The sequence below is a fragment of the Nostoc sp. DedQUE08 genome (genome assembly GCF_034530895.1).
GTDB lineage: Bacteria > Cyanobacteriota > Cyanobacteriia > Cyanobacteriales > Nostocaceae > Nostoc.
Genome location: NZ_JAVRCD010000042.1, coordinates 60,650 through 76,080, shown reverse-complemented (window position 1 = coordinate 76,080; position 15,431 = coordinate 60,650). Strand labels below are relative to the sequence as shown.

Genomic DNA, 15,431 nt, shown 5'->3' with positions numbered 1-15,431 from the left:
TCATTTGTTATTTCGGAGTACTCATTTGTTATTTCGGAGTACTCATTTGTTATTTTGGAGTACTCATTTGTTATTTCGGAGTACTCAATATGCCCTAGCAGATTTAAGATTCTATCATTAACGGTTCGTTTTCCCAAAAATGCTCAATCAAAACCAAATACCTTTATTAGATGCCTTAAAAGCGAATGGAGCAAGACCTCATGCGCCTTTTTACACTCCAGGACATAAACTAGGTGAGGGAATTTCTCAACCTTTGGCTGACTTACTTGGTAAAGCCGTCTTTCAGGCTGATTTAACCGAATTAGCAAATTTAGATAATCTTTTTGCACCCCAAAGCGTTATTCAAGAAGCACAACAACTTGCAGCTGAGGCATTTGGCGCTTCGCAAACATGGTTCCTTGTCAATGGTTCTACCTGTGGAATTGAAGCGGCAATTCTGGCTACCTCTGGCACAGGCGATAAAATTATTCTGCCTCGGAATGTACATTCTTCGGCGATCGCAGGTTTAATTCTCTCTGGTGCTATACCAATTTTTCTCAATCCTGAATACGATCCAGTTTTAGATATTGCTCATAGCATTACACCCAATGCTGTACAAGCTGCACTCCAACAACATCCAGATGCGAAAGCAGTATTAATAGTTTATCCAACATATTACGGTGTTTGTGGAGATTTGAGTGCGATCGCCAACATTACACATCAATATAATATCCCTCTACTCGTAGATGAGGCACACGGCGCACACTTTGCCTTTCATTCAGAATTACCCACTCCAGCTTTAGCCGTAGGTGCTGATTTAACTGTACAATCCATCCACAAGGTACTCGGTGCGATGACACAAGCATCGATGCTGCATATTCAGGGTAATAGGATAGATGGCGATCGCATCAGTAAAGCTTTGCAACTCTTACAATCTACCAGTCCTAGTTATTTACTTTTAGCTTCTTTAGATGCAGCGCGTCAGCAAATGGCACTCCACGGAAAAATGTTGATGTCTCGCACTTTGCAACTTGCTGAAGAAGCTAGAACAAAAATCAGTCAAATTCCTGGATTATCAGTTTTAAGCCCCCCTTTAAAAGGGGGGTTGGGAGGATCTCCCGGCTTTGTAACTTTAGACAAAACGCGACTAACTGTCACTGTTTCTAGTTTAGGTTTAACCGGATTTGAAGCAGATGAAATTTTGGATGAAAAATTTGCTGTCACTGCTGAATTTGCCTCACTGCAACATCTCACTTTTATCATTAGTTTGGGCAACACCCCAGCCGATATTGAACAATTAGTGCAAGCTTTCACTACCCTCGCCAAAGAATATCGCCGAAGCAACTTGACTGTTAAAAACCAGGTTTGGCTAAATTTAGACAAAACACTAGATTATGCTTTCCAACTTTCTCCCCGTGAAGCTTTTTTTGCTGTCAGTGAAATCCTACCTTTGACACAAACCAATAAACGCATTTGTGCTGAAATCGTCTGTCCCTATCCCCCAGGAATTCCTGTGTTAATGCCGGGAGAAGCGATCGCCAAACCCGTCCTTGACTATCTGCAACAAATCCAGGCAATGGGAGGATTAATTAGTGGTTGTGCTGATAGTAGTTTCCGCACCCTAAAGGTAGTAAAAGAATGACTTATATGGTAAATTTAAGGATAATAATTTGAGATCGTTACTCACAATCGTTCCTCGTTTGTCAACTTACCTAAATAATCCTCTCTTAAAAATAAATTTAAATCAATGAAGATAAATTTTTTGTTCGTACCAGCAGTTGTACTTTCCTTAGTAACGACCTTCAATAGAGTTACTTTTGCTCAAAGTCCAACTAATACTATTGCACCAAGTAACAATGCTCAAGAAATAGAAAAAAATAATAATATCAAGAAATTGTTAGAGATAACTGGCGCGAAAAATGTTTCTAGACAGATCCTCACTCAATTATTAAATGATTTCAAGTCCGAATACCCTCAAGTTCCTCAAAAGTTTTGGAATACTTTTGCTGCTGAACTCAAGATAGATGATATTGTCAATGAGATTATTCCTATTTATAATAAATACTTTACTAATGAAGAAATCAAACAAATCATTGCATTTTATCAGACACCTTTAGGACAAAAAACAATTACCGTTATTCCCCAAATCACTCAGGAATCTACTGCTGTTGGTATAAGATATGGAAAAGTAGCAGTCGAAAGAGCCTTAAAAAAATTGGAAGCAGAAGGATATATCCGCCCTACTCGATAAAGCGGTCTATGATGTTAACTGGAATTTAGAAATGGGTAATTTTTAGGTTTCGCTCAATTACCAATCCTGCTAAAAAGCAGCAAAGGAGAAAGATTCTTTTTGCTCCCCTACTCTCCCTCTGCCTATTGTTTACTTCCTCGATCGAGCAACTTTAAACTCAGATCAACTCTGCTCTCCACCTTCTACAATAAAGATCCCTATCCTCCACGAATTCCCTTGTTAATGCCGGGAGAAGTCATCAAGAAATCCATTCTTGATTTCTTGATTACCTGCAACACATCCAGGCGATGGGGGGATTTATCAGTGGTTACAATCATACTAGCCTCAAAACTTTCAAAGTTTTGAAATAACGTCCTAACTCCTAACTCCTGAATTATTGTTGATAAAAATTTAATTCATGCAATCAACAGTAAATATGCGATTGAGCAGATAATTTGGATAAAAGTATATAGTAGTTATACTAATGTGAAACTTCAATAAAAATAGCTAGCTAACTAGTGCAATCTTTGATTTATACCCATAGGATCGTCTTGATGATTCCTAAATTAGAAGATGAAATCAAAAACCTATTATATTTGGGGGTTAGTAACAGTTCCAATTGTAGTCACTCTAGCACTGGGTTTCTCAGCAAGAGCGAATGCAATTGAGTTAGGCGCTGCCTCTGATTACAATGTATTTGTTTTGGGAGATATCTCTCAAAAATATACAGATATCGAAGGAAAAGTTGCTGCTGGCGGTAACATAAATTTTGTCGGCGGACTTGGAAGCAGACTTTCTGGTAATAGCGGCAACGTAGTAGTTGCTGGACAGAATTTAACTCTGAGCAACGGTCAAGTCTACCACGGTAATGCTGTCTATGGAGGCAGTGCCAATGTATCCAGCAATGTGGGATTTCCCCAAGGAACTCTCAGCCAGGGAAATCCCATCAACTTCAATGAAGCAGGGAAACAACTGCGAGGACTATCTGAATATTTGGCAACCTTGACTCCTACTGGTAACACAACAGTTCAACCTTGGGGTGCTATTAACCTTAGTGGCAGTAGTACTGCTTTCAATGTTTTTAATCTTGCAGGCTCATCTGTCTCCAAGACAAACTATTTTGAAATTAAGGGGGACGCAAATTCAACTATCGTTGTCAATATCAGCGGTAAGGATGTGTCATTGCAAAACTTTGGGTTTAATATCATTGGCGCAGATAAACAAAAGGTAATCTACAACTTTTATGAAGCAACTAACTTAACTGCTAGTGGAATTGGCATCCAAGGTAGTATTCTTGCGCCTTTGGCTAATTTCAATTTCAATAACGGTCAAGTTAACGGCAATGTCGTGGTAGCTTCTTTGACAGGAAATGGTGAGTCTCACAACTATCTATTTAATGGCGATCTGCCAGATGTGCCAATAAAGTACTACACTCCGCCTAAGCCTCCCATTCGTAAAGTTCCAGAGCCTGGAAATCTTCCAGGTTTAGGATTAGTTGCTGTCGTATTTGGTTTGTTTCGCTACAAACGCAATCAAGCAACTTGTTTAGAATAATTAAAAATTTTTGGCAGCATAGCGCATAACGGGAATTTGTTTACAGATTTTCGCTCATGCGCTATTTACTTGCTCTCTACCTTCTACAATAAAGATAGACTTTATTGAGATTTGTATAGTTGGGGATCGGCTGTCATGGCTCCCGCCGTTTTAATTCAAAATCTGCAAAAACGTTACGGTACAGTGGTTGCCGTCCAGGATGTTTCTTTTCAGGTAGAATCAGGAGAAATTTTTGGTTTACTTGGCCCCAACGGTGCTGGGAAAACTACAACTTTGCGTGCTTTGTGTACGCTAACCACACCGGATGCAGGCATTATCGAAGTATCTGGCATCTCTGTGTTAGATAATCCGAAAGTGGCAAGACAACGACTAGGCTACGTAGCTCAGGAAGTCGCTATAGATAAGGTGTTGACTGGAAAAGAACTGCTGCAATTGCAAGCAGCACTTTATCACCTTCCAAACGCAATAGCCAAACAGCGGATTGAGACGGTATTAGACTTACTCGGTTTGCAAGAATACGCCAACAAAAAGACAGGAACCTACTCTGGCGGTTTACGTAAGCGCCTAGACTTGGCTGCTGGGTTGCTCCATGCACCAGATGTTTTGGTGTTGGACGAGCCAACTGTAGGGCTTGACATAGAAACTCGTTTTGTGGTGTGGGATTTCCTGAAAAAATTACGCGCCTCTGGGACGACGGTAGTAATTACCAGCCATTACTTAGAAGAAATTGACGCTTTAGCCGATCGCGTGGCAATTATAGATCGCGGCGTTGTCATTGCCAGCGATACACCTTCGCAATTGAAAGATCGAGTAGGGGGCGATCGCATCACCTTGCGAATCCGCGAGTTTTCCCCCATTGAAGAAGCTGAAAAAGCTAAAAACCTCCTGAAACCTTTACCTTTTGTCCAAGAAGTCATCATCAACAGCGCTCAAGGTAATTCGCTCAACTTGGTAGTGACACCTCAAAATGATGTTCTCATTAACATACAGCAAGCGCTGAACACCGCTGGCTTGCCCATATTTGGCATCGCCCAATCTCGCCCCAGCCTCGATGACGTTTATCTCGCTGCCACAGGACGCACCTTATTGGATGCAGAACTCGCAGCCGTCGCCACCCGCGATCCCAAAGCTGAAAAGAAGCAGAATATGAGATAAGGAATGGGGAGTGAAGAAGGGAATAGGTGACAGGTTAGAGGGTACAGATTATTCTCTGTCACCTGTCATCTCTCCCCTAATCCCAATCCCCAATCTAAAATCCAAAATCCAAAATCCAAAATTGCCATGAGTGTTACTCCTAAATCTGATATCAATTGGCAGCCGCTAGCATCGCCGCAAGCAGATGTTAATACTGCACCTAACTTTTTCGGTGAATTGGTACAAGAGACGTTGGCTTTAACTCGTCGCTTGTTCATTCAGTTGCAACGCCGTCCCTCATCTTTGGTTGCTGGAATTATTCAGCCAGTAATGTGGTTAGTGCTATTTGGCGCTTTGTTCCAAAATGCCCCCAAGGGTATATTTGGTAATACAGCAACAAATTACGGACAATTTTTAGCTGCTGGTATCATTGTGTTTACAGCCTTTGCTGGGGCGCTGAATGCTGGTTTACCCGTAATGTTTGACCGCGAGTTCGGCTTTTTGAATCGTTTGCTAGTAGCACCCTTAGCATCGCGGTTTTCCATTGTTTTTGCCTCAGCCATTTTTATCATCAGCCAAAGTTTGTTGCAAGCAGCCGTAATTGTTGCAGCAGCAGCATTTTTGGGCGCAGGACTTCCAGATGTAGCTGGTTTAAGTGCGATCGCTTTAATTGTCTTACTCTTAGCTTTGGGTGTAACAGCCATCTCCCTCGGTTTAGCTTTTGCTTTACCCGGACATATTGAATTGATTGCAGTGATTTTCGTCACTAACCTACCATTATTGTTTGCCAGTACTGCTTTAGCACCCCTATCCTTCATGCCTAAGTGGTTGCAGGTTGTAGCTACCCTCAATCCTCTCAGCTATGCGATCGAACCAATTCGCTATCTCTATTTCCACAGTAATTGGGGACTAAGTAGTATAGTGATGCAGGCTCCTTGGGGCGATGTTACCTTTGGGGGAGCATTGCTGGTGTTGTTTGGCTTTGCCCTAGTCGCGTTGCTGAGTATTCAACCCCAACTGCGGCGGACTCTGGCTTAAAAAGATAAAATAGATCAATTTTATTTAGGGTCAAAACCCATGAAAAAACCATTTTTACAAATTACTAGACTCTTTCTAGCTACGGCAGCAGGAATTAGCTTTGCTTCCTTGCTCATGGCTCAACCAAGTTCCGCTCAAATCAGCAGTCCAACGGATGCTTTCCCCAGTAATAGTACAACAGACCAAAATACCGATCCTTTCGCCCGTTCCAACTCAGACAATTTCAATATGTTCGATCTGATTCATCGGGCAAATTTCGGGAATCTCAACTGGGATTCTAACCAACAGAACGAAGAACTAAACTCAGCAGCAGCAGCCTTTAAAGCAAGGCAACAAAAACTAATTCAAGGTCAACAACAGCAACCAACCCCCAATAATTTGCCAACGATTATACTACCATCAGTTACATCGCCATCGGTGACACCATCAGGTAACTGAATTCAAACAAAGAACCCCAAGCTTCTAGAGGCTTGGGGTTGAAACTATAAAAAAAACCTGAATGATCGGGTAAAAAACTACAACCCAAGTGCAGCTAAAATATCGCTAGCATGGTTGCTGGTATTTACATTAGCGTCAACATGGGTAATTTTGCCGCTGGGGTCAATTACGTAGGTGACGCGCTTGGCATAACCGCCGCCATCCACATCGAAAGCTTTGATGAGGGATTTGTCGCTGTCAGCCAGTAGGGGAAAATTCAAATTATACTTTTGGGTGAATGCTTGATGGGAGACTTCATCATCTGCACTCACTCCCAAGATGACAATATCTTTACCTTGATATTGAGACTGGGCATCCCGAAAACTACAGGCTTGTTTGGTGCAGCCTGGCGTGTCATCTTTGGGGTAAAAATACAAAACAACCGTTTTCCCGGCAAAATCAGATAGCGAGACTGTGTTGCCGTTTGTATCTTTGGCGGTAAATGCAGGTGCATCCGTACCAACTGCTAGAGGCATAATTAACCTTTCCTGTTTCAGATTGTTGATGCACTTGAAATTTTACATTAATTTATAATGTTTAAATATAATTACTAAAAAATCGGATAAATACACTTTAGGTAACTAATTTTGGTTTAATGAGGTATTTGGTACAAGAAAAAATATATTCTTAAATTAATCTTTGTTAGAAGAAAAATTTCTACCAATACACAATGGCTGCTGTTGATTCCCAAAACCCAAATATTTTTGTCTATCCTCAAAGCACAGTAGAAAGAGCCGAGCGATCGCTAGTGTGTTCGCCTTTTAATGTATCTTTATTTGAAGTGATGGGACACCAGAGTGTATCAGTAACTACGATCGCTCTGGAAAATGGACTCAAGCAGGGCTATACTAAACGCCCTTTATCAGAATTAGCCTGTGATGACGCTTTGGGCTGGTTGATTCAAGTAGGTGTATTGCGCCGAGAAGTTGATGGTCAGGGAATTACAGATAGTTTTCGTCTCACTCCCTTGGGACGCCAGTTAGTGGAGCAGTATCAGGGAAAAAATTGGCGTACTCCTTCATGGCGCGATCGCTTCTATGATGCAATGATTCGTTGGTTACGGATACCTTTTTAGAATAAAAAATCCAAGAGTTAGGATTAGGGAATCAAAGGGAACAATATACACGGAAACATCATATCTATTCATGAAGTCTTTACCATAACCATCCAACTACAATTTGTGATGGTTATAGTGGGCATTGGGCATTGGGCATTGGGTATTGGGTATTGGGCATTGGGCATTGGGCATTGGGCACAAAAGCCAGAGGTGCAAAGGGGCAGAGGGAAAAAACTTACTGCAACTTTCTCCTCTGCTCCCCTGCTCCCCTGCTTTTCCACTCCCCTTGCTGCCTTGTTGTTCGCTCCTAAGAATTAACTCTGTATCTTGAAAAACTAAGTGATAGCAACTATGAAATCAATTATGGTGGTGGGGACAACATCCCATGCAGGGAAATCACTTTTAACTACAGCTATTTGTCGTATTTTATCGCGGCGTGGTTGGCGAGTGGCTCCCTTTAAAGGTCAAAATATGGCTTTAAATGCTTATGTTACTGCCAGTGGTGGAGAAATTGGCTATGCTCAAGCAGTGCAAGCTTGGGCTGCGGGAGTCGTGCCTTGGGTAGAAATGAACCCAATTTTACTCAAACCTCAAGGGGATATGACTTCTCAAGTAATTATTAAAGGGAGGTCTGTAGGCAAAGTGAGTGCCTCAGATTACTACGAGCAATATTTTGAACTGGGGTGGCGGACAATTGAAGAATCGCTACAGCATTTAGGAACAGAATTTGACATGGTGGTTTGTGAAGGTGCTGGTAGCCCTGCGGAAATTAACCTCAAGCACCGCGACTTAACTAATATGCGGGTAGCAAAACATTTAAATGCACCAACCATGTTAGTAGTTGATATTGACCGGGGTGGTGCTTTTGCCCATGTTGTTGGTACCTTAGAGTTATTGGAACCAGATGAACGCGCCTTAATTAAAGGTATAGTAATCAATAAGTTTCGAGGGCAGCGATCGCTCTTAGATCCGGGGATAAAATGGTTAGAAGAACGCACAGGTATCCCCGTTATCGGTGTTATACCCTACTTGCAACAAATGTTTCCAGCCGAGGATTCACTTGACTTGCTAGAACGTCAATCGTCGTCAAATAAAGCCCAAACTGACCTCAACATTGCTGTCATCCGCTTACCAAGAATTGCCAATTTCACCGACTTTGACCCACTGGAATCAGAAAGTACAGTTTCAATTAAATACTTAAGTCCTAAGCAAGATTTAGGACATCCTGATGCCGTAATTATCCCAGGTACAAAGACCACAATTGCTGACTTGCTACTGTTGCAAAAAAGCGGTATGGCAGAAGCTATCCAAAACTACGCTGCTTCTGGTGGAACGGTTTTAGGTATCTGCGGTGGCTATCAAATGCTCGGTCAAATCATCGCCGACCCAGAAGGGATAGAGGGACAAGCGGGCAGATTTCAAGGGTTAAATCTTTTACCAATCAGAACTGTAATTACAGGACAAAAAATCGCCCGTCAGCGCCAAGTTAGCTCAAATTATCCCCAACAAGGCTTGCCAGTTAATGGCTTTGAAATTCACCAAGGGCGATCGCGTATCGAACAGCAAGGCATAGATATTCAATCCTACCATGCCCTATTTGACGATATTAATTTAGGGTTAGTAGATAGTTGTCAATCAGTGTGGGGAAGTTACCTCCACGGGCTTTTTGACAATGGGCCTTGGCGACGGGCTTGGTTAAATCGCCTCCGTCAACAGCGAGGTTTAAAATCTTTGCCCACCGGTGTTGCTAACTACCGAGAACAGCGAGAGCAGATTTTGGACTCTTTAGCCATTGAAGTTGACAGCCATTTAGACTTAAATCTGTTTTTGTCTTAAGCTAAAATTCCTTAAAATGTCATTGGTCATTGGTCACTTGTACTGAGCGTAGTCGTTGGCGCAGCCTCTCGTAGAGAAGTATTGGTCATTTACAAAGGACAAATGACAACTGACAAATGACAACTCTATTAAATGCGTAATATTGATGATTGTTCGTGTCCGCTTTTTACCAGATGATGTCACAGTAGATGCCGAAGTGGGAGAAGCCCTCTTAGATGTAGCAGACCGGGCTGGGGTGTTTATTCCCACCGGTTGTCTCATGGGATCTTGTCACGCTTGTACCGTCGAATTAGACGATGGAGAGATTGTTCGCGCTTGTATTACCGGAGTACCGCCACGCGAGGAATTGACGATTAATTTGTTTAGCGATCCAACTTGGTAGTTTTTTAATCCTCTAAGTTCAGAATGTCATATCTTTGAGAGTGGCGAGCGCAGCTTTTTTCTTGTAGTTCTAAAAATAAAACTGGAGGTAAAAGTAAAATAGGCAATTGAGTAAGTGGAGCAAAATAATGATTTAGGCTTAAGTACCAAATGGTTATAATGCTGCTATCCTTTCTGGTCAATGGTAGGTTATTTTAGTTTAAATAATATTTTTACGTATTATTACTATTTTTTTCTATATATATAATTTTTATAGTTAGTGAGTAATAATTTTGTCGTAAAAGCTAGCTAAATATGGATAACTTTTTTGATTGTGTCAGAGAATATAATTTACCTTTATACGATCTAACACTAGGTTATGCAGGATTACCTGTAGAACCAGGTCTTTATTTACTGTATGATTCACATGGAGATTTTATATATGTAGGTAAAGCATCAAATCTTCGTGACATAGTATCTGCTCATTTTAGGGCAGGTGAAGCAAATGCCAGAATTAGAGACTATGCAAATTATGTAATTTATAAAGTTACATATTCTGTTGAAGAAGCTGAAATTTTAGAAAGCACAATTTTTGATAACTGGACTAGAATAACTGGTCAATATCCGTTTGCGAATAGAAACAGAACACCAATGTCAACAATAACCGATTTGGAAGAAGAAAATATAAAACGGGAATATATACGAAAATTACTTGAAAAAGTAATGAGTTAAGTTCTATAAAATCTATTTTCTAATTTTAATAGAAATTAAAAACTATTATGCTTAATTGGGACTAAAGCACCCTTGTAACTAATAGTAATCTCACTAAATCTCCCTTTAGTTACTCCGTCAAAGAGATTAAAAAATAACCTGATTATCATCTCAGTTAGTCTAATTGGAGTTAGAGAAAATGTGTTCTGCTTTCACTCAAAACAGAGTTTGTCCTAAGCGAAAAGGAATTTAATCATGTCTCAGGAATTAATCAAGCCAAAGCTTATTCAACATTTAAAAGATTATGGCTTTGAATATTCTTGTTCTGAAGATGAAAACGGTAATCCTATTAACTCTGTAGATACAGAAATCCTAAGTTTTTATGTCCCAGTAAAATTTTATTCAATTTATGAGACTAATGATGAGAGTTTTGATGAAACTGATATTTATGAATTACATATTGAAAATAGTTCTATAAACAGTCCTACAGGTGTAAGGATTGTTATTTCTTGTGATAGCTTTGGAAGGAATCTTAAAAATGAAAATATATGTACTGAATATATTGATGTTCCCGATGATATACCTTTAGCAATTAATAAAGTTTTGTGTTCTATTGCTAGCAACTTTAAGCCCTCTTACACAACTTTCTGATAACAATGTGCAGAGCGTTACAATCGTAACCACAACGACTTTATAACGGTGTAAGATAGAACATTCTCCAACCCTTAAAAATCCATATTTTTTCATCAGACAGCAAGAAATAAACTTTTAAAGTTTGTTTCCTACTGCCTGGTTTTGCCATCTATATCAATTAGCTTTAACATTCAGTGCATATTCTTTAAACCTTTCCAAATCAGCTTGAATAGTTGATTCAACTATCCGCCCCAAAAACAAGTTATCCATAATTTTGCCAAGAATGCCGGGGATAGCATAGGAAATAGTCATTTTCACAATGCTACTATTGTGGCGATCGTAAAAGCGAATCGCTCCCTGATTCGGCAAACCATCAACCGATTCCCATTGGATAATTTGGTTGGGAATAACTTTGAGAATTCGGGATTGCCAATTAAATTCTAGACTGCCAGTTTTTAATTTCCAAAGAGATATATCTGGGTTATCTGGCGGAATTTTCACCGAATCAATCCACTTCATCCATCGGGGCATTTGCTCTAAATCAGACCAGAGACTCCATACTAAATCTATGGGAGCCTCTACTTCTACCTGCACAGTATGCTCTAACCAGTCTGACATTCCTATTCTTCCTTTGCGCCCTTTGCGCCCTTCGCGGTTAGTTATTTCTTCAAACTTTCCAAAATCACTTTTGCCGCACGTCGTCCAGAAATAGTAGCACCTTCCATGCTGTCGATGTAGTCTTGCTGAGTATAACTCCCGGCAAGGAAGAAATTATCTACTGGTGTTTTTTGGTTGGGACGGTACGCATCCATTCCTGGCGCTTCTCGGTAAAGAGACTGAGCAAGCTTTACAACACTGTACCAAGTCATATTTAGTTCCCGCGACGAGGGAAACAGTTCATGGACTTGCTTGAGAACATGTTGTGCGATCGCTTCATTACTTTGGGCAATAAACGGATCTCCTGGTGTCAGCACTAGCTGTAACAGTGAACCCTGTCCTGGACGATAATAATCAGCAGGGCTAGTCAACGCTAAATCGGCAAAACAAGAAAAGTCAGCATCGGCTGTGTAAAGTAAATTATCGATTCCAGCCGCATGGTTTAACTGTTTACGTTGCTCTCCATCGTTCAGTTCTGTTACCCAACCATCAAAGCGTAACTGCACTGTAGCCACTGGCACTGCATCCAGTTTGTAAATATTGTCAAATTCTGACCACTTACGCCACTCCTGGGGTAGGATGCGTTGAATTCCTGGAACATCACAGGCAAAAACGTAAGCATCAGCTGCGATCGTTTCTACTGCATCACCTTGGGCGACTACTATACCAGTTACACGCGTTTGTTCGGCTGACTCAGTAAACTGAATTTCCCGAACTTGTCGGCGCGTGTAAACTTTGGTGCCTCTAGCTTCCAGATATTCCAGAATCGGCTTGTGTAAATATTCAGCTGGAGAACCTTCTAGCATTCGCAAAACTGAAGCTTCAGTTCTAACTGCAAATAGCTGAAATATGGTTAACATACAACGGGCAGACATATTTTCGCAATCAATAAATCCCAATGCGTAGGCAATGGGGTTCCACATCCGCTTGATGCTGCCATTACTTCCACCATGACTGCGAAACCAATCGGCAAAGCTAACTTTATCTAAATTGCGGATAGTTTTCATCGCCCCGTTAAAGTCTACCAATCCGCGAACTATCGGACTAGTACCCAAAGCGATCGCATTTTGCAATTTATCCTGCAACGATAGTTGGGAAGTAGTGAAAAATGCCTTTAACCCATTGAAAGGCGCACCTGTAAGAAAACGAAAATCTAAAGCACCAGTGCGCCCCCCTTTATTAATAAAAGTGTGGGTATGTTCCTTGAGGCGTAAGTTTTCTAACACCCCCACTTTTTTCATTAAGTCAAATAGTTGGTAGTAGCACCCGAAAAATACATGCAACCCCATTTCTAGATGGTTGCCATCTCCATCAACCCAACTGCCAACTTTACCGCCGACAAACGGACGAGATTCAAAAATCTCTATTTCACAACCAGCATCAGCTAGATCCACTGCGGTTGCTAGCCCAGCCAGTCCCGCACCTACGATTGCAACACGCATTCCGTCGTTCCTTTTCAGTTTCTTTACAGATTGTAACTGGGTTGGTGTCGGAATTTGCTACTTAATATCAACTCCAGCAGCATATTAATGCTTGCCAATATCGATACTAAAAACTCTTTGATTACTTCTTTTAGTCCCGGTAAATGACCAGACGCGATAAAAACGCGTCTGTATCATCTAGACAAACTTTTGTCCATAGCAGCGGACTCTCAAAAGTATCAGAGATATTTTTTTGGTGGCAAAGCAGTTTTCTGGATAAGTTGTGAAAGTCACTTCTTAGTTGTTTGCATCTTTACCGTCGTCGGAGACAGGCAAACTTCTAATCAGTTCACGAATCACATCAGTTGCAGGTCTACCTGTTTGTTGGCAATATTTTTCTAGTTTTTCCGCTTCCTGCGTTGCAAGATTAACTGTTATGCGTTTAACTGCCCATTTTTTATTTGTCATTATCATGCTATCTGCTGTATATTTAGATGGTCGAAAGAGTCTAAATTAAAGAGGGAACCGATAAGGTTATCAGAGTTTGTCTCACGAAACAAGTAATACCATTAATATTAAGAATGTTTGTTTTGTCAAAGGCTCGATCATTTTCTAAAAAAATCAAAATACTACACTTTATTTGTTACTATTGTGACAGCAAAAATAGCACATCGTTGCTTTTGAAGATAATAACCCTACTAACAGCATGAGTAAACCCTAACAATGAAATTTTATAAAGAAATTCAAGATACCTACTGTTGACTCAATGAAGATTTCCAAAGTTATTCTCCATTGAAAGCATTTGACCTTCTCTCTTAACTAAGTTCGTCAAACCCAGTTGGAGAGAATATCTGCTAGAACATCAAAAAATAAAGCTTCAGAATCATTATCATACTGAAATGCTGATTTACAGGAGGGTTGAAGTGGTGTGTATAGGGCGTTAATAGTGACTTAGAAAGTAGACAAATAAGCGATCGCCTTAAAACAAACACCTATATCTAACCAGACTGTAACCAAGAACTTAAGAGCTACTTGAACTGTTATCAATTTTGGCTTACTTCGATCAAGCTGATTGCTTTTCACTGCCAATATAGTAGCCCGAAAAAAAGGGACAACGCTCAGTCTACTGAGTCTAAATTGCCAATTATCTTGGTAATTTTTGACAGCAACATCTGTAATTTCACACAGACGAATTCATCCAGAATATATGTGATGTTATTTGACTGCTGCCGATAATATTTTAGTTTTGTTTCATACTTCTACAATAAATTATCGTCAGAATGCAATACTTTATTGCATCTTTTTTATCTTCTTTCTAGCGATATAGCTTGCTTTGAAAGCAGCAATATTTTGACGATTTTTCGTCTTCATCTATCTGGAAGTTATATAAATCATTTTTAGCCCAGTAGGGCGTTAGAAATTTGACATAAAAATTTTTCCTCATATCTAAGTCAAGATATAAATTACTGCCAATAAAATTTTTATTCCAACTATTTTTATCTGGTAAGTATACCCATAAAAAGAATCGTATATTTTAATTTTTTCGGCAATGTGTTTATTATAGCTATTATTTACGCGCTTTAAATAATCTTCATTTAGACACTAGCAAAGCTATTTTTCCTCCTTTATAAAAAAATTACAAAGAAAAATATATTATCTGAACTTTTGCTTAATGATATTGATATATAACAGAAGGCTAAACTCAAAAGCTTATTAAAAAAAAGATTCCAATATCTCAGTGCGTCAGTAAGGTTTGATTCAAGCAGTCTTTGTAGATAAATTCTTAGGTTATTGTAGTTATTTATACTTAAAAATTTGAGATAAAATAACTAGAAAACTATGAAAATATAGGTACTTCATGAAATTTAGGTAAAGTTAGCTTCTCAAGATTGGTCGTGTATTCGTATTGACATATACATGAATATTTATGAAAAAGTGCCGCACGCTGATAGGTACGCAGATCGCGAAGACTGAGTATAACCGGAAATACTCTGCCTCTACTTAAAAGACTACCTACCAGAGATGAGTTATATACCAATAGGATTTAGTTAAGGGTTATTGGTGTAGACAATTGGTCTTTCAAGACGCGACAAAACGCCTGTCTACATCTGGGTTTGGTTGCCCATTCTGAATTGTATTGGGGTATATACAAAAGTGAAAATCCTGAGTCTTTTTTACTTCAATACAGTTCAGTTAGCGCCAAAAACCTTAAGTTGTGTAAGTTGGGCTGAGGAACGAAACCCAACACTTTCATAGCTTTGTTGGGTGAAGCAAAGCGCAACCCAACAAAGCAGTTTTCTTAACTGAACTGTATTGCTTTTTACTTGCCTGAAACAGTTACTCC

The 15,431-nt window shown here is 39.9% G+C and carries 15 protein-coding genes; 11 read left to right on the top strand and 4 right to left on the bottom strand.

All coding sequences use genetic code 11. The features are described from left to right. Positions 1-139: 139 nt before the first annotated feature. From RMY64_RS24780 to RMY64_RS24755, 6 genes are all read left to right on the top strand, one after another. Positions 140-1,621, top strand: a complete 1,482-nt coding sequence (locus tag RMY64_RS24780; RefSeq protein ID WP_322701390.1) for an aminotransferase class I/II-fold pyridoxal phosphate-dependent enzyme — start codon at positions 140-142, stop codon at positions 1,619-1,621. Positions 1,622-1,741: 120 nt separating this feature from the next. Continuing rightward, entirely contained in the window at positions 1,742-2,230 is a 489-nt protein-coding gene (locus RMY64_RS24775; protein ID WP_322701389.1) for a DUF2059 domain-containing protein, read from the top strand. Between the two features lie 552 nt (positions 2,231-2,782). Then, the gene (locus tag RMY64_RS24770; protein ID WP_322701388.1) at positions 2,783-3,763 is read left to right on the top strand and encodes a choice-of-anchor A family protein; all 981 of its coding nucleotides are present in this window, start codon (positions 2,783-2,785) and stop codon (positions 3,761-3,763) included. Between the two features lie 135 nt (positions 3,764-3,898). Next, on the top strand, positions 3,899-4,918 hold the full coding sequence (locus RMY64_RS24765) for an ABC transporter ATP-binding protein (protein ID WP_322701387.1): 1,020 nt from the start codon (positions 3,899-3,901) through the stop codon (positions 4,916-4,918). A gap of 126 nt (positions 4,919-5,044) precedes the next feature. Beyond that, positions 5,045-5,935, top strand: a complete 891-nt coding sequence (locus tag RMY64_RS24760) for an ABC transporter permease (RefSeq protein WP_322674263.1) — start codon at positions 5,045-5,047, stop codon at positions 5,933-5,935. Positions 5,936-5,974: 39 nt separating this feature from the next. After that, positions 5,975-6,373, top strand: coding sequence for a hypothetical protein (locus tag RMY64_RS24755; RefSeq protein WP_322674262.1), 399 nt, complete (start codon positions 5,975-5,977; stop codon positions 6,371-6,373). Positions 6,374-6,450: 77 nt separating this feature from the next. Here the strand turns inward: RMY64_RS24755 and RMY64_RS24750 are convergent, their stop codons facing one another. Continuing rightward, a complete protein-coding gene (locus RMY64_RS24750; RefSeq protein WP_289798885.1) occupies positions 6,451-6,888 on the bottom strand; it encodes a peroxiredoxin in 438 nt (145 codons plus the stop codon). 194 nt (positions 6,889-7,082) lie between these two features. Here RMY64_RS24750 and RMY64_RS24745 point away from each other — a divergent pair, with 194 nt between their 5' ends. From RMY64_RS24745 to RMY64_RS24725, 5 genes are all read left to right on the top strand, one after another. After that, on the top strand, positions 7,083-7,487 hold the full coding sequence (locus RMY64_RS24745) for an Npun_F0494 family protein (protein ID WP_322701386.1): 405 nt from the start codon (positions 7,083-7,085) through the stop codon (positions 7,485-7,487). Between the two features lie 333 nt (positions 7,488-7,820). Continuing rightward, positions 7,821-9,305, top strand: a complete 1,485-nt coding sequence (cobQ, locus tag RMY64_RS24740; protein WP_322701385.1) for a cobyric acid synthase CobQ — start codon at positions 7,821-7,823, stop codon at positions 9,303-9,305. 145 nt (positions 9,306-9,450) lie between these two features. Then, the gene (locus RMY64_RS24735) at positions 9,451-9,687 is read left to right on the top strand and encodes a 2Fe-2S iron-sulfur cluster-binding protein (protein WP_322701384.1); all 237 of its coding nucleotides are present in this window, start codon (positions 9,451-9,453) and stop codon (positions 9,685-9,687) included. 293 nt (positions 9,688-9,980) lie between these two features. Then, a complete protein-coding gene (locus RMY64_RS24730; RefSeq protein WP_322701383.1) occupies positions 9,981-10,397 on the top strand; it encodes a GIY-YIG nuclease family protein in 417 nt (138 codons plus the stop codon). A 234-nt stretch (positions 10,398-10,631) separates the two neighbouring features. Continuing rightward, positions 10,632-11,027 (top strand): hypothetical protein, encoded by a 396-nt coding sequence (locus RMY64_RS24725; RefSeq protein ID WP_322701382.1) that lies wholly within the window; start codon positions 10,632-10,634, stop codon positions 11,025-11,027. A gap of 156 nt (positions 11,028-11,183) precedes the next feature. Here RMY64_RS24725 and RMY64_RS24720 read toward each other — a convergent pair whose 3' ends face one another. The 3 genes from RMY64_RS24720 to RMY64_RS24710 form a co-directional block, all read right to left on the bottom strand. Then, positions 11,184-11,627 carry an SRPBCC family protein gene (locus RMY64_RS24720; protein ID WP_322701381.1) on the bottom strand — a complete coding sequence of 148 codons (444 nt, stop codon included), beginning with the start codon at positions 11,625-11,627 and terminating at the stop codon, positions 11,184-11,186. Between the two features lie 41 nt (positions 11,628-11,668). Continuing rightward, the gene (gene zds / locus RMY64_RS24715; protein ID WP_322674256.1) at positions 11,669-13,108 is read right to left on the bottom strand and encodes a 9,9'-di-cis-zeta-carotene desaturase; all 1,440 of its coding nucleotides are present in this window, start codon (positions 13,106-13,108) and stop codon (positions 11,669-11,671) included. A gap of 276 nt (positions 13,109-13,384) precedes the next feature. After that, complete coding sequence (locus RMY64_RS24710) at positions 13,385-13,561, bottom strand: CopG family transcriptional regulator (protein WP_322674255.1); 177 nt, start codon at positions 13,559-13,561, stop codon at positions 13,385-13,387. Positions 13,562-15,431: the final 1,870 nt, after the last annotated feature.

Coding starts and splice junctions, on each gene's coding strand:
- RMY64_RS24780 (WP_322701390.1), top strand. CDS start 140: ATGCTCAATCAAAACCAAATACCTTTATTAGATGCCTTAAAAGCGAAT.
- RMY64_RS24770 (WP_322701388.1), top strand. CDS start 2,783: ATGAAATCAAAAACCTATTATATTTGGGGGTTAGTAACAGTTCCAATT.
- RMY64_RS24765 (WP_322701387.1), top strand. CDS start 3,899: ATGGCTCCCGCCGTTTTAATTCAAAATCTGCAAAAACGTTACGGTACA.
- RMY64_RS24760 (WP_322674263.1), top strand. CDS start 5,045: ATGAGTGTTACTCCTAAATCTGATATCAATTGGCAGCCGCTAGCATCG.
- RMY64_RS24755 (WP_322674262.1), top strand. CDS start 5,975: ATGAAAAAACCATTTTTACAAATTACTAGACTCTTTCTAGCTACGGCA.
- RMY64_RS24750 (WP_289798885.1), bottom strand. CDS start 6,888: ATGCCTCTAGCAGTTGGTACGGATGCACCTGCATTTACCGCCAAAGAT.
- RMY64_RS24745 (WP_322701386.1), top strand. CDS start 7,083: ATGGCTGCTGTTGATTCCCAAAACCCAAATATTTTTGTCTATCCTCAA.
- cobQ (WP_322701385.1), top strand. CDS start 7,821: ATGAAATCAATTATGGTGGTGGGGACAACATCCCATGCAGGGAAATCA.
- RMY64_RS24735 (WP_322701384.1), top strand. CDS start 9,451: ATGATTGTTCGTGTCCGCTTTTTACCAGATGATGTCACAGTAGATGCC.
- RMY64_RS24730 (WP_322701383.1), top strand. CDS start 9,981: ATGGATAACTTTTTTGATTGTGTCAGAGAATATAATTTACCTTTATAC.
- RMY64_RS24725 (WP_322701382.1), top strand. CDS start 10,632: ATGTCTCAGGAATTAATCAAGCCAAAGCTTATTCAACATTTAAAAGAT.
- RMY64_RS24720 (WP_322701381.1), bottom strand. CDS start 11,627: ATGTCAGACTGGTTAGAGCATACTGTGCAGGTAGAAGTAGAGGCTCCC.
- zds (WP_322674256.1), bottom strand. CDS start 13,108: ATGCGTGTTGCAATCGTAGGTGCGGGACTGGCTGGGCTAGCAACCGCA.
- RMY64_RS24710 (WP_322674255.1), bottom strand. CDS start 13,561: ATGATAATGACAAATAAAAAATGGGCAGTTAAACGCATAACAGTTAAT.